This window comes from Pantoea sp. nfd-35, from assembly GCF_056892255.1.
Genome location: NZ_CP122403.1, coordinates 1567856 through 1587546 on the forward strand (window position 1 = coordinate 1567856; position 19691 = coordinate 1587546).

A 19691-nucleotide genomic window follows, 5' to 3' on the forward strand; every position below is an offset into this window, starting at 1 on the left:
GATTCCCTGCACAGAAAGTTTCACAATACGCACTCAGAAATATGACCCGCTGGCAACAGACGGCGGGCGCAACACCTGCCGGAGAAGAGTAAAGATGAGCACCTTGAGTCAGGAAGCTGCACTGGTCCACGAAGCGCTGCTGGCGCGTGGGCTGGAAACGCCGCTGCGCGCACCCACGCGTGAAATAGACGATGAAACGCGTAAAAGCCTGATTGCAGGCCATATGACGGAAATCATGCAGCTGCTGAATCTGGATCTTGAAGATGACAGCCTGATGGAAACCCCGCATCGCATCGCCAAAATGTATGTCGATGAGGTCTTTTCCGGTCTCGATTATGCCAACTTCCCCAAAATCACGCTCATCGAAAACAAGATGAAAGTGGATGAGATGGTGACGGTTCGCGACATTACGCTGACCAGCACCTGCGAACATCATTTTGTGATTATCGACGGGAAAGCCACCGTCGCGTATATCCCTAAAGATAAGGTGATCGGCTTATCGAAGATCAACCGCATTGTGCAGTTCTTCGCGCAGCGGCCTCAGGTGCAGGAGCGTTTAACACAGCAGGTCCTGCTGGCGCTGCAAACGCTGTTGGGAACGAATAACGTTGCCGTTTCGATCGATGCCGTGCACTACTGTGTGAAAGCGCGCGGCGTGAAGGATGCCACCAGCGCCACGACCACGACCTCGCTGGGTGGGCTGTTTAAATCCAGTCAAAATACCCGTCAGGAATTCCTGCGCGCGGTGCGTCATAACTAAAGCTGACGGGCGGGCGCGACGGTCGCCCGCCTGAGACATCAGGATCCCACATGCAACGCTACCTCGTGCTGGATTTTATTCGGGGCTGTGCCATTCTCGGCATTCTGTTGTTAAATATTATTGGCTTTGGTTTACCTTCTGCTGCCTACCTTAATCCTGCCTGGCAGGGCAGCATCACACTTTCTGATGCCTGGACGTGGGCTATTTCCGATGTCTTTGCCCAGCTTAAATTCCTGACGCTTTTCGCTCTGCTGTTCGGAGCAGGCCTGCAGATGCAGCTGTCACGCGGTAGCCGCTGGCTGACTGCCCGTTTATCCCTGTTAGTGATGCTGGGATTAATTCACAGCGTATTTATCTGGGAAGGCGATATCTTGCTGGATTACGGCATTATCGGGCTGGTTATCTGGCGTATGCTGCGCGATGTTCCCTCTACCCGGGGGTTAATTAACACCGGAATTCTGCTCTATCTGATGGGATGCGCCGTGTTGCTGGTATTTGGCTTGATCTCCAGCCCTGAACCGTCGCCCTCATGGCTCCCGGGCGCTGCAGAGATCCAGTACGAGCAGTTCTGGAAGCTCACGGGCGGTCTGGCCGCCGTGCAGATTCGTTTAGATCACCTTTCTTCGGGATTGATGGCGCTGGTGGCCCAGTACGGCTGGCAACTGGCGGGACTGATGATGCTGGGGGCGGCGCTGGTGCGCAGCGGATGGCTGAAAGGAACCTTTCCGCTACAGCACTACCGACGCGTTGCCGCGCTGTTGCTGCCGCTGGGTTTGCTGATGGCGGCGGCGGGCGTTGCCGCACAGTGGTGGGTTAACTGGGACTACCGCTGGAGCGCGTTTTATCTGCAACTGCCGCGCGATCTGGCCAGTCCGCTCATCAGCCTCGGCTATACGGCATTGTGTTTCGGCTTTTGGTCTTCGGTCCAGCGCTGGCGGCTGAGCTATGCCATTCGTTGCGTAGGTCGAATGGCGCTCAGCAACTACCTGTTGCAATCCCTGATCTGTACCACGCTCTTTTATCGCTTCGGCGAGTTTATGCATTTCTCACGCCTGCAGCTGGTGATGCTGGTGCCAGTCATCTGGTGCGTTAACCTGCTGTTTTCCGTGCTGTGGCTGCGTTACTTCCCGCAGGGCCCTCTCGAATGGATCTGGCGTCGTCTGACGCTGATTGCCGCAGGCGCACCGTCCACTTCCCCCTCTGAAAGATAATGACCGCCATCACAAAGGTTACAGAATTGTATGTAACCGTTTTCATTGATGTGACGTAATTCACGCTGTGTGGCGATCTTCCCTGACAAAATAGCGCCGGTGTTGTAACTGGCGTAATGCCTTATCTCTCTGGAAGTGCTGCATGATAACGATTCGTGATGTTGCGCGTCAGGCCGGTGTGTCAGTGGCCACCGTTTCGCGCGTACTAAATAACAGCAGCGCGGTCACCGCTGAAACACGTGACGTCGTGTTACAGGCGGTTGACGCTCTGGGCTATCGCCCAAACGCCAACGCTCAGGCGCTGGCTACCCAGGTGAGTGATACCATCGGGGTGGTGGTTATGGATGTTTCCGACCCCTTTTTCGGCGCGCTGGTGAAGGCGGTCGATACCGTGGCACAGCGCGTGCACAAGCATGTTCTGATCAGTAACTCCTGGCACCATGAAGAAAAAGAACGCCACGCCATTGAAGTGTTGATACGCCAACGCTGCAATGCGCTGGTGGTGCACGCGAAAACGCTTTCAGACGCCGAACTGGCCGATTTTATGAGCCAGGTGCCCGGTATGGTGGTGATTAACCGTAGCGTGCCGGGTTTCGAGCATCGCTGTGTCAGCCTTGATAATGTAACGGGCGCATTGATGGCCTCAAGAATGCTGCTGCAACAGGGGCATTGCCGCATTGGCTATTTGTGTTCCAGTCATCCCATTGAAGACGTTACACAGCGGCGTGAAGGCTGGCTGCAGGCCCTGGCAGAGCAGGGGATTCGTCCGCAGGAAAGCTGGATAGCCAGCGCCGAACCCGACATGCAGGGCGGCGAAGCCGCAATGGTAGAACTGCTGGGGCGTAATCTCAATTTGAGCGCCATATTCGCCTATAACGACAGCATGGCGGCAGGCGCGCTTACGGCCCTTAAAGACAACGGAATTCAGGTCCCTCAGCATTTTTCCGTAGTGGGCTTCGACGATATTCCGATTTCCCGATACACCGATCCGCAACTGACCACCGTTCGCTATCCCATTGTTTCAATGGCAAAACTTGCCACCGAACTGGCGCTTCAGGGGGCCGCGGGCTGTATCGACAGCAGTGCAAAACACATCTTTATGCCGACGCTGGTACGCCGCCATTCCGTAGCGCAAAAGCAAATTGTGGAGTCCGTCACTAATTCAGGCGATTCCACGATGTAACCGTTTTCAATCTGTGATTGTATTCACAGTTAATTAACATTGCTATCACTATGATGGCAGCGTCTTACAGTACTGAAACATTATGTAACGCCACTCTCCTGTTGAGGGCACCGGCCTGGTCGCCGGTTTACATGGTTCATGACACGCACTATGGATGCAGTAGCCTACACGGAAGTCACGGAAGTTGAGTTTTGCATGGCACAGCAGTGGCTCAGCCTGATAGAGAGCGCATCCTGCCTCGCCGAATAATTCTACCTGATGTTCTAACGCCATCTGCGCGGCAGAACAAAAAAAGACCCTGCAAAAAAACCGGAGATACCATGAATAAGAAGGTTTTCACGCTCACAGCACTGGTTGCCAGCATGATGTTTGGTGCAACGGCGCATGCCGCTGACACGCGTATCGGCGTAACCATTTACAAATACGACGACAACTTCATGTCGATGGTACGTAAAGATATCGAGAAAGAAGCCAAGACGCTGGGCGGTATTCAGCTGCTGATGAATGACTCGCAGAACGACCAGTCTAAACAGAACGATCAAATTGACGTGCTGATGGCAAAAGGCGTGAAAGCGCTGGCAATTAACCTGGTCGATCCGGCCGCGGCCGCGGTGGTTGTCCAGAAAGCCCGTGCTAACGACATTCCCGTGGTGTTCTTCAACAAAGAGCCAAACGCGAAAGTGCTGGCCAGCTATGACAAAGCTTACTACGTGGGTACTGACTCAAAAGAGTCGGGTGTGATTCAGGGCAAACTGATTGAGAAGCACTGGAAAGCAACCCCGGCCTGGGACCTGAATAAAGATGGTGTGATTCAGTTCGTTCTGCTGAAAGGCGAGCCGGGTCATCCGGATGCGGAAGCGCGTACCAAATACGTTATCGATACGCTGAACAAAGACGGTGTTAAAACCCAGCAGTTAGCGATGGATACGGCAATGTGGGATACCGCTCAGGCGAAAGATAAGATGGACGCCTGGCTGTCAGGTCCTAACGCCAAGAAAATCGAAGTGGTTATCGCCAACAACGATGCCATGGCAATGGGTGCCGTAGAAGCGCTGAAAGCACACAACATGTCTTCCATCCCGGTCTTCGGTGTGGATGCGTTACCTGAAGCACTGGCGCTGGTTAAGTCAGGCGCAATGGCCGGTACCGTGCTGAATGACGCGGAAAACCAGGCGAAAGCCACCATCGACATGGCCAAGAACCTTGCAGATGGCAAACCGGCGACGGCAGGCACCAACTTCAAGATGGTTGATAAGATCGTACGCGTACCTTATGTACCGGTTGATCAGGAAAACCTGTCTCAGTTCCAGAAATAACTCTTTGCAGACGGGCGCGGCAGCTGCTGCGCCTTTTTTATGTCATCACCGTTTTGTAGCCAGGTAAATTATGGCCAGTGATAATACGACCGCGCAGCGCGAATATCTGCTGGAAATGACCAACGTCAGTAAATCATTTCCCGGCGTGAAAGCTCTCGACAACGTTAATTTAAAAGTGCGGCCTCACTCCGTTCATGCACTAATGGGTGAAAACGGCGCTGGTAAATCGACATTGTTAAAGTGTTTATTTGGTATCTATAAAAAAGATACAGGCAGCATTCTTTTTCAAGGGCAGGAAATAGATTACAAAAGCTCCAAAGAAGCGCTGGAAAACGGCGTGTCGATGGTGCACCAGGAATTAAACCTGGTATTACAGCGTACCGTGATGGACAACATGTGGCTTGGGCGTTATCCACGCAAAGGCTTTTTTGTCGATCAGGACAAAATGTACCGTGATACCAAAGCGATTTTCGACGAGCTGGATATTAATATCGATCCGCGTGATAAAGTCGCCCATCTCTCCGTCTCGCAAATGCAGATGATTGAGATTGCCAAAGCATTTTCCTATGACGCCAAAATCGTGATCATGGATGAACCGACTTCTTCGTTAACCGAAAAAGAAGTTAATCATCTGTTCACGATTATTCGTAAGCTCAAAGATCGCGGCTGTGGAATTGTTTATATCTCGCATAAAATGGAAGAAATTTTCCAGCTGTGCGATGAAATTACCATCCTGCGTGATGGCCAGTGGATTGTGACTCAGCCGCTTGAAGGGCTGGATATGGATAAGATCATCTCCATGATGGTTGGGCGTTCTCTCAGTCAGCGCTTCCCGGATCGCACCAATGTTCCGGGTGAAACCATTCTGGAGGTGCGCAATCTGACCTCGCTGCGTCAGCCCTCAATTCGCGATATTTCTTTTGATTTACGTAAAGGGGAGATACTCGGCATTGCCGGGTTAGTGGGTGCAAAACGTACCGATATCGTTGAAACGCTGTTTGGCATTCGCGAAAAATCGGGCGGCACAATTAAACTGCATGGTAAAACGATTAACAATCATACCGCCAATGAAGCCATTAACCATGGTTTTGCGCTGGTAACTGAAGAGCGTCGTTCTACCGGTATTTACGCTTTTCTGGATATTGGATTTAATTCCCTGATATCCAATATCAAAAAATATAAGAACAGTATTGGTCTGCTGGATAATAAACGCATGAAAAGCGATACCCAATGGGTTATCGACGCTATGCGGGTAAAAACGCCAGGGCATCATACGCAAATTGGTTCACTTTCTGGTGGTAACCAACAGAAGGTCATTATTGGTCGCTGGTTGCTGACTCAGCCTGAAATCTTAATGCTTGATGAACCCACGCGCGGTATTGATGTGGGGGCCAAATTCGAAATTTATCAGCTGATGGCTGAGCTGGCGAAGAAGGAAAAGGGCATCATTATTATCTCTTCCGAAATGCCAGAGCTGCTGGGCATCACCGATCGTATTCTGGTAATGAGTAACGGTCTGGTCGCCGGCATTGTTGATACGAAAACGACCACGCAGAACGAAATATTGCGTTTAGCGTCATTACACCTTTAATGAAGTAAGGGCTGTTAACATGAAAGCGACTACAAAAAAGAATGCGCTAACCTGGCTGAAAGAGGGCGGCATTTATGTCGTACTGCTGGTACTACTGGCTGTTATTATTTTCCAGGATCCGACATTTTTAAGTTTAATGAACCTGAGTAACATTCTGACCCAGTCTTCGGTGCGTATTATTATCGCGCTGGGCGTGGCGGGGCTGATTGTGACCCAGGGTACTGACCTGTCTGCCGGGCGTCAGGTGGGGCTGGCCGCCATTGTGGCCGCCTCATTGCTGCAATCCATGGATAACGTCAACAAAGTGTTTCCGCATCTGGAAACCGTGCCGATTCCGGTCGTTATCCTGATTGTTTGTGTGATTGGTGCCGTTATTGGTCTGGTGAATGGTGTCATTATTGCCTATCTGAAAGTGACGCCTTTTATCACTACGTTGGGTACCATGATCATCGTTTATGGCATTAACTCACTGTATTACGACTTCGTTGGGGCCTCACCGATTGCGGGCTTCTATGATGGCTTCTCAACTTTCACACAAGGCTTCCTTCGTTTCGGTGATTTCAAACTGTCTTACATCACCTTCTATGCAGCGATTGCTGTCGTGTTTGTCTGGATTCTGTGGAACAAAACGCGCTTTGGTAAAAACATTTTTGCTATCGGGGGTAACCCGGAAGCGGCAAAAGTGTCAGGTGTGAACGTTAACCTGAACCTGATCCTGATTTATGCCTTGTCAGGCGTGTTTTATGCCTTCGGCGGTATGCTGGAAGCGGGTCGTATCGGCTCAGCCACGAATAACCTCGGTTTCATGTATGAACTGGATGCTATCGCAGCCTGCGTAGTCGGTGGCGTGTCCTTTGCCGGTGGTGTCGGTACGGTGGCCGGTGTGGTGACCGGGGTGCTGATCTTCACCGTCATCAACTACGGTTTGACCTATATCGGTATCAACCCTTACTGGCAGTACATCATCAAGGGCGGCATCATTATCTTTGCTGTGGCGCTCGACTCGTTGAAGTACTCGCGTAAAAAATAACAGCAGTGGTAATGATGCAAGCGGCCTCAGGGCCGCTTTTTTTGCGCCCTTTTACGCGGTGTTGTGGGGGGCGCTCATCGTCGGGGCGCTGTTTCTTTCATGGCACCGGCGCAACATCACGGGTGCGCAACCCTGAATTGGCTGGCGGACGTCGCCGCAGCCTTCCCGTTTCATTTCTGACAGCAGCATCAGGCAGGTAAGGTGGGGGAGCCATAAGCCATTCCGGGCTCATCTGTTACTAAAACGCGGGTAAACGGGGTGAATTACTGACGGCGTTTCTGTTCCAGTTCCAGTAGCTGTTCTGGCGTCACGGCAGGATAGCTCTGTGCATCTTCAGGAACTTCATGTACAGCCGGGATCGGCACCAGCGGGCCAAGGAAACGCGGTTCGCGCTTCAGTAAAAACAGATCGGCCAGCGCACCCAGCCGCGCACCGACTTCACGCATTCGTACGCTGAGCATATTTTTAGGAGACGGAACCGCATAGCACTGCGCCTGAATCCCCAGGTGCAGGGCAATAAACAGCGCCCGTTCGCAGTGAAAACGTTGGGTAATGATAATAAAGTCGTTGGTATCGAATACCTTACGCGTACGGACGATAGAATCCAGCGTACGGAAGCCCGCATAGTCCAGCACAATATCAGCAGGATCGACGCCACCTTTGATGAGATCGCGCCGCATAGTCATGGGTTCGTTGTAACTTTGCTGCGCATTGTCCCCGCTCAGCAGCAGATAGTTCACCTTTCCACTGTTATAGGCGTTAAGCGCGCCCTGCATGCGGTACAGGTAATACTGGTTAATTACGCCGGTGCGATAATATTTGGCCGTGCCCAGTACCACCCCGACCTGACGGTGGGGCAGGGAAGCAAGGTTGTCATAGATATAGGGTGCCGTTTTCCAGCTGATCCAGCGGTCCAGGCCGAGCGCCGTCGCCACCATCGTTAAGATGATGAAAAGCAGAGCAATGAAAACGCGTTTCAACATGCGCCTGAGCACTCGAGATCCGAAGTTTGGGTGGGACAAGGCTACTTGAGCGTCACCCGCTAAGCAAGTTTACCCCGTCTGGCTGGTGTAAATTTAAGCAGCGCTGGATCCGCAGGGATCCAGCGCCGTGTTTTTAGATAGAGGTACGGCGGTAGTGGCGGTATTGAGGCAGCCAGAAATTATTGGCGATAGACTGTGAGAGCACGTCTTCTGAAGTCACCACCGCGACGCCCGCGAGCTGGGCAGCTTTGCCCACTTCCATCGCGATAATCTTCGACACGCCCTGAATATCTTTAATTTCAGGCAGAACCGGGCCTTCACCATCGTTCACCAGCGGTGAACAATCCGCAAGAGCACGGCTGGCCGTCATCAGCATGGTATCGGTGACACGCGATGCGCCAGACGCAATCACGCCCAGGCCAATGCCAGGGAAGATGTAGGAGTTATTACACTGCGCGATCGGGTAGGTCTTACCGTTCCACGAAACCGGTGAGAACGGACTACCGGTAGCGACCAGGGCGGCACCATCGGTCCAGGCAATAATGTCTGCCGGCGTGGCCTCAACGCGAGACGTTGGGTTAGAAAGCGGCATCACGATTGGACGTTTGCAGTGCTTGTGCATCTCACGGATGATCTCTTCTGTGAACAGCCCAGGCTGACCTGACACACCGATTAAGATGTCTGGCTGTGCGTTACGCACCACGTCCAGCAGTGAGATCGCATCATTTGAGGTATCCCAGTCTTTCAGGTTGTCGCTTTTCTGCACCAGCTTGCTCTGGAAATCGAGCAGGTTAGGCAGTTTGTCGGTCAGCAAACCAAAGCGATCCACCATCATGACGCGACGACGGGCTTCGTCGTCGCTCAGACCTTCCGATTTCATCTGTGCGATGATCTGTTCGGCAATACCACAACCGGCTGAACCCGCGCCCAGGAAGACAACCTTCTGCTCGCACAGGCGGCTGCCTGCTGCACGGCTCGCGGCAATCAGGGTGCCAACGGTGACCGCAGCGGTACCCTGAATGTCATCATTGAAGCAGCACACTTCGTCACGATAGCGCTCCAGCAGCGGCATGGCGTTTTTCTGTGCAAAATCTTCGAACTGCAACAGCACTTTTGGCCAGCGGCGTTTCACGGCCTGAATAAACTCGTTTACAAACTCGTCATATTCTTCGCCCGTGATACGGGGATGGCGCCAGCCCATGTACAGCGGATCGTTAAGCAGCTGCTGGTTATTGGTGCCCACATCCAGCACCACCGGCAGGGTATAAGCCGGGCTGATGCCGCCACAGGCGGTGTACAGTGACAGCTTACCGATTGGAATGCCCATGCCGCCGATGCCCTGATCGCCCAGGCCAAGGATGCGCTCACCGTCAGTGACCACAATCACTTTCACATTTTGTTTGGTGGCGTTTTGCAGCATGTCTTCGATGTGCGCACGGTTGGGATAGGAGATGAACACGCCACGCGCGCGGCGGTAAATTTCTGAGAAGTGTTCGCAGGCGGCACCGACGGTTGGCGTGTAGATAATTGGCATCATCTCTTCGAGATGGTTGTCCAGCAGACGATAAAACAGCGTTTCGTTGGTATCCTGAATGTTGCGCAGGTAGACATGTTTATCGTTGTTGTTTTTGAAGTCCTGAAACTGACGCCATGCGCGTTTTGCCTGCTCTTCGATGGATTCTACCGCTTCTGGCAGTAAGCCATTAAGGTTAAATTCATTGCGCTCTTCGATGCTGAAGGCACTGCCTTTATTCAGCAGCGGAAATTCCAGCAATATAGGGCCAGCATAAGGAATGTATAGCGGGCGTTTACTTTCGTATTCGAGTTCCATGCAGTCATGCTCCGGTTGCAAGTTTTCCTGGCGCAATAATCAAAGAGTAGGGTGACGCCAGTTTTATTGTGATGACGAAGACCTGGCGCCAGATCCTATGAAATTTCTGGCCGATGTACAGCTTTTGTAAATAAAAGATTTAGAAACTGTTTAAAACCGTGCCTCACCTTACGCTTTTGCCAGCGTAAGGTGCGTCAGGTTATCGCAACCCAGGGCGTGCAGGGTGGCCTGAGTTGCAGAGAACTGATCCAGGGCTGGCTGCGGCGTCTGGGCTAATGCGGCGGCCTGAATATCGTGGCAAGATTCCCCCGCCATATTCAGTAGAATCAGCGCGGCCTGCAAAGGGGGCAGGCTGGGATTGAAGGCGGCGTTTTCTGCATAGCGTCCGCTGAAAATCCGGCCGGAGGCGGTCTGTAACGCCACTCCGCTGAACGCCCGACTGTAAGGCGCATGGCTGCGATTAGCCGCCTTAACGGCGGCCTGAGACAGCGCATCGCCCGTTGCAACATAACCCTGGTCCACATCATCCATCAGGCGTTCGGTGATATTCAGATCGCCTGGGCCGAATGCGTCAGGCAGATAGTGCGCCAACGTATGCACCGCGCGCTGCGGCAGGCTAATGCGAATATCTGTGCCGCTGTTAAGTTCATTCATAAACTGGCGACAGTGACCGCAGGGGGTGTAATTGACTGTAATGGTCTCCAGACGGGATTCACCGCGCAGCCAGGCATGGGTGACCGCGCTCTGTTCAGCATGAACGGTTTGCTGCATGGTCGCGCCGGCAAATTCCATATTGGCGCCGAAATACCAGTTGCCGCTGACGCCGCGCGCGATAGCGCCGACGTTAAAATGTGAAAGCGTGGCAACCGCGCAGGCAGCGGCAACCGGCAGAAGCGCCAGCGCCAGCGCATCGGCATCCAGTTGAGTTTGCTCTTGCAACAAGGTGACCTGATCGGCCTGCAGCATCGCGTCAAATCCCGGCTCGCTCAGCACCGGACGCAGCGCGGTTTGCAGAGTGGCTGGAAGTACTTCAAAGGCAGAGTGGAAACGTGGATGCATGGAAGCCTCATTCAATCATCAGGGCAATGTGCCAGACATCGGTTTATATGTGATCTCTGTCTCTCTGACAATGCAACATGTCTTACAGTTTTCAACTTTGCGAGATCTCTCCCAAAGTTTTAGCCAAACCAGTGCAGCAGCAGCGGGAAAATAAAGGGGGCGAGCAACGACGTGATGATGCCGCAGATCACCAGCGCCAGCGAGCTGAAGGCACCTTCCTGAAAATCAAGTTCCGCTGCCCTGGCCGTTCCCAACGCATGCGAGGCATTGCCAATCGCCAGCCCGCGTGCGGCTTTGCTTTTCACTCCCAGCAGATTAAGCAACATATGACCAAACACGGCGCCCAGCACGCCCGCAATCAGGACACAAATTGCGCTGATGGCGGGAATGCCGTGCAGTGAGGCTGAAACCGCCATGGCGATCGGCGTGGTAACCGATTTCGGCAAAATCGTGGCGGCGATTTCTGGTGTGGCGCCCATCCACAGCGCGATGGCGGTGCCTGAAATCATCGCCGTCAGGCTGCCGATCACGCAGACGCCAATAATGGATTTCCAGCGGGCGCGAATTTGATGCATCTGCTCATACAGCGGCAGTGCCAGGGCCACGACGGCGGGCTGCAACAGTTGATTCAGTATCTCGCTGCCTGCGAAGTAGCGGGCATAAGGCATGTGCAGTAACAGCAGAAGGGGAATAATCACCGCCATGGAGACCAGAAGCGGGTTCAGCAAGGGAATTTTCAGCGTTGCCGCCAGCTTGCGCGCCAGCAAAAAAGCCCCGACAGTGAGGGGCAATGACCACCAGATATCACTCATCGTTGCCCCCTTTGATCACGGGGCGCGAATGCAGCTTATGCGCGCTTACCCCTACAATGGCCAGGACAGCGAAGGTACTGACAAGACAGGAGACCACAACAGGACCGAACTGCGCGGTAAGAATATCGGTGTAATTCATGACGCCAACGCTGATGGGCACAAACAGCAGCGCCATATAGCGAATAATCAGATGGCAACCCGGTTTGACCCAACGCACGGGCAGGATTTGCGATGCAAGCAGCGCAAACAGAATCAGCATGCCAATAATGCTGCCGGGCAGGGTGATGGGCAGCAGCAGGGCCACGCCGTTTCCGGCATATAAGCAAAGATAGATAATGATAAAAGCGCGCAGATAACGCCAACTCATCGTTAGCACGGTGTGCATGACAGGCTCCTGTTTTTAACGGGGTTTATCATACGCACTAACGGTCAGGCCCGCCAGCAATCAGCGGTGTGGCTGAAGCCGCCATCCCCGGCGGTAAACTGCAGAGGATGGCCAACGGACTATTTCACCGGCATGCCGGGCACCGCGCCGCTGTCTACGGACAGGACAAACAGATCTTTGCCGCCGGGACCGGCAGACAGCACCATGCCTTCTGACACGCCAAACCGCATTTTACGCGGCGCAAGGTTAGCCACGATAATGGTCATTTTGCCAACCAGTACCGCCGGATCGGGATAGGCCGCACGAATACCGGAGAAAATCTGGCGCTTCTCGCCGCCCAGATCCAGTTCAAGACGCAGCAGCTTGTCCGAGCCTTCGACGAATTCCGCTTTCTCAATCAGCGCCACGCGCATATCGACTTTGGCAAAATCATCAATGGTAATGGTATCGCCAATCGGCGCATCGGCCAGCGGGCCGGTCGCCGCGGGTTTATTGGCGTCTGCCGCATCCGCTTTTGACGCCTCAATCAGGCCGTCGACCTTCGCCATTTCGATTCGGCCATACAGGGCCTTGAACGGCGCAACCTGATGGTTCAGCAGCGGTTGCTGAATGGCATCCCAGTGCAGCTCAGTGTTCAGGAACGCTTCGGCGCGCGCGCTCAGCGACGGCATGACCGGTTTCAGCCAGGTCATCAGCACCCGGAACAGGTTAATGCCCATCGAGCAAATGGCCTGCAGGTCTGCATCGCGGCCTTCCTGCTTCGCCACCACCCACGGCGCCTGCTCATCCACATAGCGGTTAGCCAGATCGGCCAGCGCCATGATTTCACGAATGGCACGGCCAAATTCACGGCTGGCCCAGGCCTCACCAATCTTCTCAGATGCGTCCAGGAAGGTTTGATACAGCGCCGGATCGGCCAGCTCAGCTGACAGCTTGCCGTCAAAGCGTTTGGTGATAAAACCGGCATTACGTGAGGCCAGATTGACGACTTTGTTAACGATATCGGCGTTAACGCGCTGAACAAAATCTTCCAGATTCAGGTCGATGTCATCAATGCGTGAAGAGAGCTTGGCCGCATAGTAGTAGCGCAGGCTGTCGGCATCCAGGTGCTGTAACCAGGTGCTGGCTTTGATAAAGGTTCCACGCGACTTCGACATTTTTGCACCGTTGACGGTGACGTAGCCGTGCACGAACAGGTTAGTCGGCTTGCGGAAACCGCTGCCTTCCAGCATGGCCGGCCAGAACAGGCTGTGGAAGTAGACAATGTCTTTACCGATGAAGTGATACAGTTCCGTGGTGGAATCCTGCTGCCAGAATTCGTCAAAGTTAATATCGCCACGTTTGTCACACAGGTTCTTAAAGGATCCCATGTAGCCGATAGGCGCATCCAGCCAGACGTAGAAATATTTGCCCGGCGCGCCAGGGATTTCGAAGCCAAAATACGGCGCATCGCGCGAGATATCCCACTGTTGCAGACCGGATTCGAACCACTCCTGCATTTTGTTCGCGACCTGCTCCTGCAGTGCGCCAGAACGGGTCCAGGCACGCAACATCTCACTGAACGAGGGGAGATCGAAGAAGAAATGCTCGGAATCACGCAGCACGGGTGTTGCACCCGACACCACAGATTTCGGATCGATCAGTTCAGTCGGGCTGTAGGTCGCGCTGCACACTTCGCAGTTATCGCCGTACTGGTCAGGTGACTTACATTTTGGGCAGGTTCCCTTAACAAAACGGTCAGGCAGGAACATGCCTTTTTCCGGATCGTACAGCTGAGAGATGGTCCGGTTTTTAATGAAACCGTTCTCTTTCAGGCGGCCGTAAATCACCCCGGCGAGCTCACGGTTCTCATCGCCATGCGTGGAATGGTAATTGTCATAGCTGATGTTGAAACCGGCGAAATCTGTTTCATGCTCCTGCTTCATTTCAGCAATCATCTGCTCCGGCGCAATACCCAGCTGCTGGGCTTTCAGCATGATCGGCGTACCGTGAGCGTCATCGGCGCAGATGAAATAAACCTGATTGCCACGCATTCGCTGATAACGCACCCAAATGTCCGCCTGGATATGCTCGAGCATGTGGCCGAGATGAATTGAGCCGTTTGCGTAAGGCAGGGCGCAGGTTACCAGAATTTTTTTAGCGACTTGAGTCATAGTTTGCGTAGCTTTCAGTTAAGTAAAAAAACGGGCTTAGATGGTAACCGATGGGCACAGCCGCGTAAACATAAGGGATTTCCCGTGCGCGACAGCCCGCGAAACGATCGGCATCTGATAGTATTGTTAGTACATCGCTGAAACACAGCGCAGGCCTAGCAGAAAAAGGAGTGGGGATGACAGCGCAATCCCGGGAACCGCAAACACCAGAAGCCTTACGCGCCGTTGTGGCCGGCGTACTGAACGGCTTTGAACATCCGACGCTTCAACGCAACCTCATTGCTCTCAAGGCGTTACACCACGTGGCCCTGTTGGACGGCACGCTGCACATTGAACTGCTGATGCCGTTCGCCTGGAACGGGGCGTTTGAAGAGGTGAAAGCAGAAACCAGTGCTGAGCTGCTGCGCCTCAGTGGCGCGCAGGCTATCGACTGGCGTCTCAGTCATGATATCGCCACCCTGAAGCGGGTTAAAAATCATCCCGGCGTTAACGGCGTGAAGAACATTATTGCCGTCAGCTCTGGCAAAGGCGGCGTGGGTAAATCGAGCACGGCAGTTAATCTGGCCCTGGCGTTAATCGCAGAAGGGGCACGCGTAGGCATTCTGGACGCCGACATTTATGGCCCGTCCGTGCCCAACATGCTGGGGTGTGAAAAAGAGCGGCCAACGTCGCCAGACGGTAAGCATATGGCCCCTGTTATGTCGCACGGGCTGGCAACCAACTCCATCGGTTATCTGGTAACAGATGATAATGCGATGGTCTGGCGCGGCCCGATGGCCAGTAAAGCGCTCATGCAGCTGCTTACCGAAACCCAGTGGCCAGAGCTGGATTATCTGGTGCTGGATATGCCCCCGGGCACCGGCGACATTCAGCTTACGCTGGCGCAAAGCGTACCGGTCACCGGCGCGCTGGTGGTCACCACGCCGCAGGATATTGCGCTTATCGACGCGCGTAAGGGGATGGTGATGTTTGAGAAGGTGAACGTGCCGGTACTGGGCGTTGTGGAAAATATGAGTATTCATATTTGCAGCGAGTGCGGCCATCACGAGCCAATCTTCGGCACAGGCGGCGCGCAACGGCTGGTGGATGACTATGGTACCCGGCTGCTGGCGCAGCTACCGTTGCATATTCACCTGCGTGAAGACCTCGACGATGGCGAACCCACTGTGATCCGTCGTCCACACAGCGAGTTCGCGGCACTTTATCGCCAGCTTGCCGGCCGGGTGGCGGCTCAGCTCTACTGGCAGGGCGAGGTGATTCCGGGCGATATCGCGTTTCGCGCGCTTTAACGCCCGCTGGCCTCGCTGGTGTAGAGCGATGGCTGAGGATAGTGCATCAGCACATAATTCCCCTGTTCGCTCTCACCCTGCGAAATGATTTTCCAGCCGCGCTGCAAATAAAATGTTTGTGCGGCTTTGTTCATTTCCAGGCACTTTAGCGCGCCCGTCGAGGTGAAGCGCCCCTGAACCTCATTAAGCAGCGCGCTGCCCACGCCACGGCCCTGATAAGCCGGATCGACATACAGGCTGTGCAGAAAATTATCGTTTTCCATCAGCCCGGCAAACCCCACCCGATGACCGTCCAGTTCTGCAACCAGAACCGTCTCGCCGGGGATGATCTGATCGAAATCTTCAAGCTGCCAGTCCTCGTTTTCAATCCAGTCCCAGTTATGGCGGCGCGCCGCCAGATACAAGGTTCGCAAAAAAGGGCGGTCGGCCTCAGTAAACAGTCGAATATGCACATCGCGCTCCATTAATCCTTTTTAACAAACATGGCAGGGATTGCCAAAAAAGCAAAAGCAGAACAAATGTCATCTCTTTCACTGTACACTGCTGGGCGGTGCCTTTTGGGGAGACAGGAACGGGTGGTGAATTTCAGGCGCTGGATTTCACGCATAAGCAAGTAAAACGTGATTTCGCAGCGAGCGTTGCCGCCGTAAAGTCGGTTTTTTCCCTGAAAGATCAAGACGATCGGCGTTTGATAGCTTTCGTTTATTTTATTGATAACGAGGGCTTATTAGATGTTGGCCCGAAAAATTTGTAATCTGCATCACATATTCTAAAGGAGGCCATCACATGTCCATTATCAATACCAAAATTAAGCCGTTCAAAAACAGCGCATTCAAAAACGGCGAATTCATTGATGTAACCGAGAAAGACGTTGAAGGTAAATGGAGTGTTTTCTTCTTCTATCCTGCTGACTTCACTTTCGTTTGCCCAACCGAACTGGGCGACGTAGCGGATCACTACGAAGAGTTCCAGAAAATGGGCGTGGACATCTATTCCGTGTCTACCGATACCCACTTTACCCACAAAGCCTGGCACGGTTCTTCCGACACCATCGCGAAAATCAAATATGCGATGATTGGTGACCCAACTGGCGCGCTGACCCGCAACTTCGACATCATGCGCGAAGACGAAGGTCTGGCGGATCGTGGTACGTTTATCGTTGATCCACAGGGCGTGATCCAGGCAGTAGAAATCACTGCTGAAGGTATCGGCCGTGACGCCTCTGATCTGCTGCGCAAAGTGAAAGCGGCACAGTATGTGGCGTCTCACCCAGGCGAAGTGTGCCCGGCGAAATGGAAAGAAGGTGATGCCACTCTGGCACCGTCTCTGGACCTGGTTGGCAAAATCTAATTTCGCATCGATACGTCGATCATTCTCTCATCGGGTGCTGCGGCACCCGATTTTTTGACCAGGAACTCACTATGCTTGATACCAATTTAAAAACACAGCTCAAAGCCTATCTTGAGAAACTCACCAAGCCTGTGGAGTTGATTGCGACGCTGGATGATGGCGCGAAATCAATGGAGATTCGCAATTTGTTGGTCGATATCGCGAGCCTGTCTGACAAGGTCAGCTTTCGTGAAGAGAACGATCGTCAGGTGCGTAAGCCCTCGTTTTTAATTACTAACCCAGGCGCTGATCAGGGGCCGCGTTTTGCCGGTTCGCCGCTGGGTCATGAATTTACCTCACTGGTACTGGCACTGCTACAGACCGGTGGGCATCCCTCTAAAGAAGCGCAAAGCCTGCTCGACCAGATTGCGGCGCTGGATGGGGATTTCCATTTCGAAACCTATTATTCACTGTCGTGCCACAACTGTCCGGATGTGGTGCAGGCATTAAACCTGATGGCGGTGTTAAACCCACGCATCAGTCACACCGCCATTGACGGTGGCCTGTTCCAGAATGAAATTCAGGAACGCAATGTGATGGGCGTGCCCGCTGTCTATCTGAATGGCAAAGAATTCGGTCAGGGCCGCATGAGCCTGGCGGAGATTGTCAGCAAAGTCGACACCAATGCAGATAAGCGTGCCGCAGAAGAGCTGAACAAGCGTGAGGCTTACGAGGTTCTGATCGTGGGCAGCGGTCCGGCGGGCGCCGCCGCGGCTATCTACTCCGCACGTAAAGGGATTCGCACCGCGTTACTGGGCGAGCGCTTTGGTGGACAGGTGTTGGATACAGTCGATATTGAAAACTACATTTCCGTACAGAAAACGGAAGGGGCCAAACTGGCCGGTGCCCTGCGCGCTCACGTGGATGATTACAACGTTGACATCATTGACAGCCAGAGCGCGATTAAACTGATTCCCTCAGCGGTGAAAGGCGGCCTGCACGCTATTGAAACGGCCTCCGGCGCGGTGCTGAAATCGCGCAGTATCATTCTTGCCACCGGTGCGCGCTGGCGCAACATGGGCGTGCCTGGCGAAGAGCAATATCGCACCAAAGGCGTGACGTACTGCCCACACTGCGACGGCCCGCTGTTTAAAGGCAAACGCACGGCGGTCATTGGCGGCGGTAACTCCGGCGTAGAAGCCGCAATCGATCTGGCGGGCATTGTTGAACACGTGACGCTGCTGGAGTTCGCCAGTGAAATGCGTGCAGATAAAGTGCTGCAGGACAAACTGCGCAGCCTGAAAAACGTGGATGTGATTCTGAATGCACAAACCACGGAAGTGAAAGGCGATGGCAGTAAGGTGACGGGCCTGCAATATCTGGATCGCACTAACCAGACTACTCATGAGCTGGCGCTGTCGGGCATTTTCGTGCAGATCGGTCTGCTGCCTAACACCAACTGGCTGGAAGGCGCGGTTGAGCGCAACAAGATGGGCGAAATCATGATCGATGCGAAATGCGAAACCAGCCTGAAAGGCGTTTTCGCCGCAGGGGACTGCACCACCGTTCCTTATAAGCAGATCATCATCGCCAGCGGTGAAGGAGCAAAAGCCTCACTGAGCGCGTTTGATTACCTGATTCGCACCCAGCCTGCGCACTAAGTTTTACGCGTAAGACGAAAGCCCTGTAACCTGTGTTGCGGGGCTTTTTAATATCCGGCCAGCGTCATCAGCATCATCCATAACGGTGTAGTAATGGCAGCAAAAAGCGTGGAAAACAGCATGCTCGCGGCCGTCGGTCCGGTTATCACATTAAATTTCTGCGACATCAGATAGACGTTCACGCCCACCGCCATGGATCCCAGCAGCACCACCACTTTGCTTTCCAGCGCGGGTAACCCGGTCAGCCAGGCAATAGCCCAGACGCACAGCGGTTGCAGAATCAGTTTCAACGCACAGATGGTGTAACTCTCTTTTAAGCCTTCCCGAATCCGGTAGTGCGCCAGGCTCATGCCAAGGGTAATCAGGGACAGAGGCGCGGCAATCGAGGCCAGCATGCGTAAGGGTTCAGCGGCAATAACGGGAAGCGGCCGCTGTAGCAGACTCCAGGTCGTGCCGGACAAAATACCGATGATTAATGGGTTTTTCAGCACGCTGATCAAGGTTCGTTTAAAGCCTCCCAGTGAGAAACTGCCCTGTTTGGACCACTCCACCGATACCGTCAGCAAGGTCCAGAGAATCAGGCTGTTAAACACCAGCACCAGCGCGACGGAGGGGAGTGCCGCTTGACCAAGCAGGACGGTAGCAACCGGAATCCCCAGCATCACGTTGTTTGAGAACACGCCGCCCAGGGCAAAAACCGATCCGGCTACGCCATCCAACTGAAACAGGCGCGATGCGACAATCCGTCCCACAATGAAGACCAACAGGCAACTGCCAAAAAACGCCAGCAGCAGGCGTACATCGACCGGTGGACTGTTATAAAAATCACTCATGATGCGAAACAGCATGCAGGGCAGGGCGACATTGAACACAAAACGGTTCATGCCTTCGCTGACGGTAACGGGCCATCTGCCAAACCGGATAAGGCAGAATCCCAGAAAAATCAGGATAAATAGCGGGGCGGAAAGGTAGATCTGGTGTCCTAGTGTATCCAGCAGGAATGGCATAAGTGTAAGCAATCCAGTGACTCAGTAACCGCAAGACTATCAAATTGCTTCAACCACGTAACCTGGCAAAACAGGGTGCGCGGTCAGCCAG

The 19691-nt window shown here is 53.7% G+C and carries 17 protein-coding genes; 9 read left to right on the top strand and 8 right to left on the bottom strand.

The window, feature by feature from the left end; genetic code table 11:
• Window positions 1–94 precede the first annotated feature (94 nt).
• The 6 genes from folE (at window position 95) to mglC (ending at window position 7091) form a co-directional block, all read left to right on the top strand.
• Window positions 95–760 (top strand): GTP cyclohydrolase I FolE, encoded by a 666-nt coding sequence (gene folE / locus P9J57_RS07350; RefSeq protein ID WP_014594111.1) that lies wholly within the window; start codon window positions 95–97, stop codon window positions 758–760.
• Window positions 761–810: 50 nt separating this feature from the next.
• Complete coding sequence (gene yeiB / locus P9J57_RS07355; protein WP_022623414.1) at window positions 811–1971, top strand: DUF418 domain-containing protein YeiB; 1161 nt, start codon at window positions 811–813, stop codon at window positions 1969–1971.
• Between the two features lie 142 nt (window positions 1972–2113).
• Entirely contained in the window at window positions 2114–3154 is a 1041-nt protein-coding gene (gene galS, locus P9J57_RS07360) for an HTH-type transcriptional regulator GalS (protein ID WP_013026421.1), read from the top strand.
• 320 nt (window positions 3155–3474) lie between these two features.
• Window positions 3475–4470: a galactose/glucose ABC transporter substrate-binding protein MglB gene (gene mglB, locus P9J57_RS07365; protein ID WP_013026420.1), complete on the top strand. Its 996-nt coding sequence runs from the start codon at window positions 3475–3477 to the stop codon at window positions 4468–4470.
• 70 nt (window positions 4471–4540) lie between these two features.
• Window positions 4541–6061 carry a galactose/methyl galactoside ABC transporter ATP-binding protein MglA gene (gene mglA / locus P9J57_RS07370; RefSeq protein WP_029570284.1) on the top strand — a complete coding sequence of 507 codons (1521 nt, stop codon included), beginning with the start codon at window positions 4541–4543 and terminating at the stop codon, window positions 6059–6061.
• 19 nt (window positions 6062–6080) lie between these two features.
• Complete coding sequence (mglC, locus tag P9J57_RS07375; RefSeq protein ID WP_013026418.1) at window positions 6081–7091, top strand: galactose/methyl galactoside ABC transporter permease MglC; 1011 nt, start codon at window positions 6081–6083, stop codon at window positions 7089–7091.
• A gap of 263 nt (window positions 7092–7354) precedes the next feature.
• Here mglC and sanA read toward each other — a convergent pair whose 3' ends face one another.
• The 6 genes from sanA to metG all read right to left on the bottom strand — a co-directional run bounded on the left by sanA (window position 7355) and on the right by metG (window position 14314).
• Window positions 7355–8074: an outer membrane permeability protein SanA gene (gene sanA / locus P9J57_RS07380; RefSeq protein ID WP_014594108.1), complete on the bottom strand. Its 720-nt coding sequence runs from the start codon at window positions 8072–8074 to the stop codon at window positions 7355–7357.
• A gap of 133 nt (window positions 8075–8207) precedes the next feature.
• The gene (locus tag P9J57_RS07385; RefSeq protein ID WP_014594107.1) at window positions 8208–9905 is read right to left on the bottom strand and encodes an NAD-dependent malic enzyme; all 1698 of its coding nucleotides are present in this window, start codon (window positions 9903–9905) and stop codon (window positions 8208–8210) included.
• Window positions 9906–10073: 168 nt separating this feature from the next.
• Window positions 10074–10964: a cytidine deaminase gene (gene cdd, locus P9J57_RS07390; RefSeq protein WP_014594106.1), complete on the bottom strand. Its 891-nt coding sequence runs from the start codon at window positions 10962–10964 to the stop codon at window positions 10074–10076.
• Between the two features lie 119 nt (window positions 10965–11083).
• Window positions 11084–11776: a CidB/LrgB family autolysis modulator gene (locus P9J57_RS07395; RefSeq protein ID WP_014594105.1), complete on the bottom strand. Its 693-nt coding sequence runs from the start codon at window positions 11774–11776 to the stop codon at window positions 11084–11086.
• Window positions 11769–12161: a CidA/LrgA family protein gene (locus tag P9J57_RS07400; RefSeq protein WP_015699913.1), complete on the bottom strand. Its 393-nt coding sequence runs from the start codon at window positions 12159–12161 to the stop codon at window positions 11769–11771. Before P9J57_RS07400 ends, P9J57_RS07395 begins: the two co-directional genes overlap by 8 nt.
• Window positions 12162–12280: 119 nt before the next feature.
• Window positions 12281–14314, bottom strand: coding sequence for a methionine--tRNA ligase (gene metG, locus P9J57_RS07405; protein WP_483279440.1), 2034 nt, complete (start codon window positions 14312–14314; stop codon window positions 12281–12283).
• 176 nt (window positions 14315–14490) lie between these two features.
• Between metG and apbC the strand changes: the two genes are divergently transcribed.
• Complete coding sequence (apbC, locus tag P9J57_RS07410; protein ID WP_174261447.1) at window positions 14491–15603, top strand: iron-sulfur cluster carrier protein ApbC; 1113 nt, start codon at window positions 14491–14493, stop codon at window positions 15601–15603.
• Here apbC and P9J57_RS07415 read toward each other — a convergent pair.
• On the bottom strand, window positions 15600–16067 hold the full coding sequence (locus P9J57_RS07415) for a GNAT family N-acetyltransferase (protein WP_014594101.1): 468 nt from the start codon (window positions 16065–16067) through the stop codon (window positions 15600–15602). The two genes, apbC and P9J57_RS07415, sit on opposite strands and share 4 nt — an antisense overlap.
• A gap of 322 nt (window positions 16068–16389) precedes the next feature.
• On the opposite strand from P9J57_RS07415, the gene ahpC reads away from it, so the two are divergent.
• On the top strand, window positions 16390–16953 hold the full coding sequence (gene ahpC, locus P9J57_RS07420) for an alkyl hydroperoxide reductase subunit C (RefSeq protein ID WP_013026408.1): 564 nt from the start codon (window positions 16390–16392) through the stop codon (window positions 16951–16953).
• A 71-nt stretch (window positions 16954–17024) separates the two neighbouring features.
• Window positions 17025–18593, top strand: a complete 1569-nt coding sequence (gene ahpF, locus P9J57_RS07425; RefSeq protein ID WP_042676823.1) for an alkyl hydroperoxide reductase subunit F — start codon at window positions 17025–17027, stop codon at window positions 18591–18593.
• A gap of 47 nt (window positions 18594–18640) precedes the next feature.
• Here ahpF and P9J57_RS07430 read toward each other — a convergent pair whose 3' ends face one another.
• Window positions 18641–19600, bottom strand: coding sequence for an AEC family transporter (locus tag P9J57_RS07430; protein WP_014605433.1), 960 nt, complete (start codon window positions 19598–19600; stop codon window positions 18641–18643).
• Window positions 19601–19691: the final 91 nt, after the last annotated feature.

Bases quoted from the DNA above. Each gene is read 5' to 3' on its own strand.
- folE (WP_014594111.1), top strand. From the start codon at position 95: ATGAGCACCTTGAGTCAGGAAGCTGCACTGGTCCACGAAGCGCTGCTG.
- yeiB (WP_022623414.1), top strand. From the start codon at position 811: ATGCAACGCTACCTCGTGCTGGATTTTATTCGGGGCTGTGCCATTCTC.
- galS (WP_013026421.1), top strand. From the start codon at position 2,114: ATGATAACGATTCGTGATGTTGCGCGTCAGGCCGGTGTGTCAGTGGCC.
- mglB (WP_013026420.1), top strand. From the start codon at position 3,475: ATGAATAAGAAGGTTTTCACGCTCACAGCACTGGTTGCCAGCATGATG.
- mglA (WP_029570284.1), top strand. From the start codon at position 4,541: ATGGCCAGTGATAATACGACCGCGCAGCGCGAATATCTGCTGGAAATG.
- mglC (WP_013026418.1), top strand. From the start codon at position 6,081: ATGAAAGCGACTACAAAAAAGAATGCGCTAACCTGGCTGAAAGAGGGC.
- sanA (WP_014594108.1), bottom strand. From the start codon at position 8,074: ATGTTGAAACGCGTTTTCATTGCTCTGCTTTTCATCATCTTAACGATG.
- P9J57_RS07385 (WP_014594107.1), bottom strand. From the start codon at position 9,905: ATGGAACTCGAATACGAAAGTAAACGCCCGCTATACATTCCTTATGCT.
- cdd (WP_014594106.1), bottom strand. From the start codon at position 10,964: ATGCATCCACGTTTCCACTCTGCCTTTGAAGTACTTCCAGCCACTCTG.
- P9J57_RS07395 (WP_014594105.1), bottom strand. From the start codon at position 11,776: ATGAGTGATATCTGGTGGTCATTGCCCCTCACTGTCGGGGCTTTTTTG.
- P9J57_RS07400 (WP_015699913.1), bottom strand. From the start codon at position 12,161: ATGCACACCGTGCTAACGATGAGTTGGCGTTATCTGCGCGCTTTTATC.
- metG (WP_483279440.1), bottom strand. From the start codon at position 14,314: ATGACTCAAGTCGCTAAAAAAATTCTGGTAACCTGCGCCCTGCCTTAC.
- apbC (WP_174261447.1), top strand. From the start codon at position 14,491: ATGACAGCGCAATCCCGGGAACCGCAAACACCAGAAGCCTTACGCGCC.
- P9J57_RS07415 (WP_014594101.1), bottom strand. From the start codon at position 16,067: ATGGAGCGCGATGTGCATATTCGACTGTTTACTGAGGCCGACCGCCCT.
- ahpC (WP_013026408.1), top strand. From the start codon at position 16,390: ATGTCCATTATCAATACCAAAATTAAGCCGTTCAAAAACAGCGCATTC.
- ahpF (WP_042676823.1), top strand. From the start codon at position 17,025: ATGCTTGATACCAATTTAAAAACACAGCTCAAAGCCTATCTTGAGAAA.
- P9J57_RS07430 (WP_014605433.1), bottom strand. From the start codon at position 19,600: ATGCCATTCCTGCTGGATACACTAGGACACCAGATCTACCTTTCCGCC.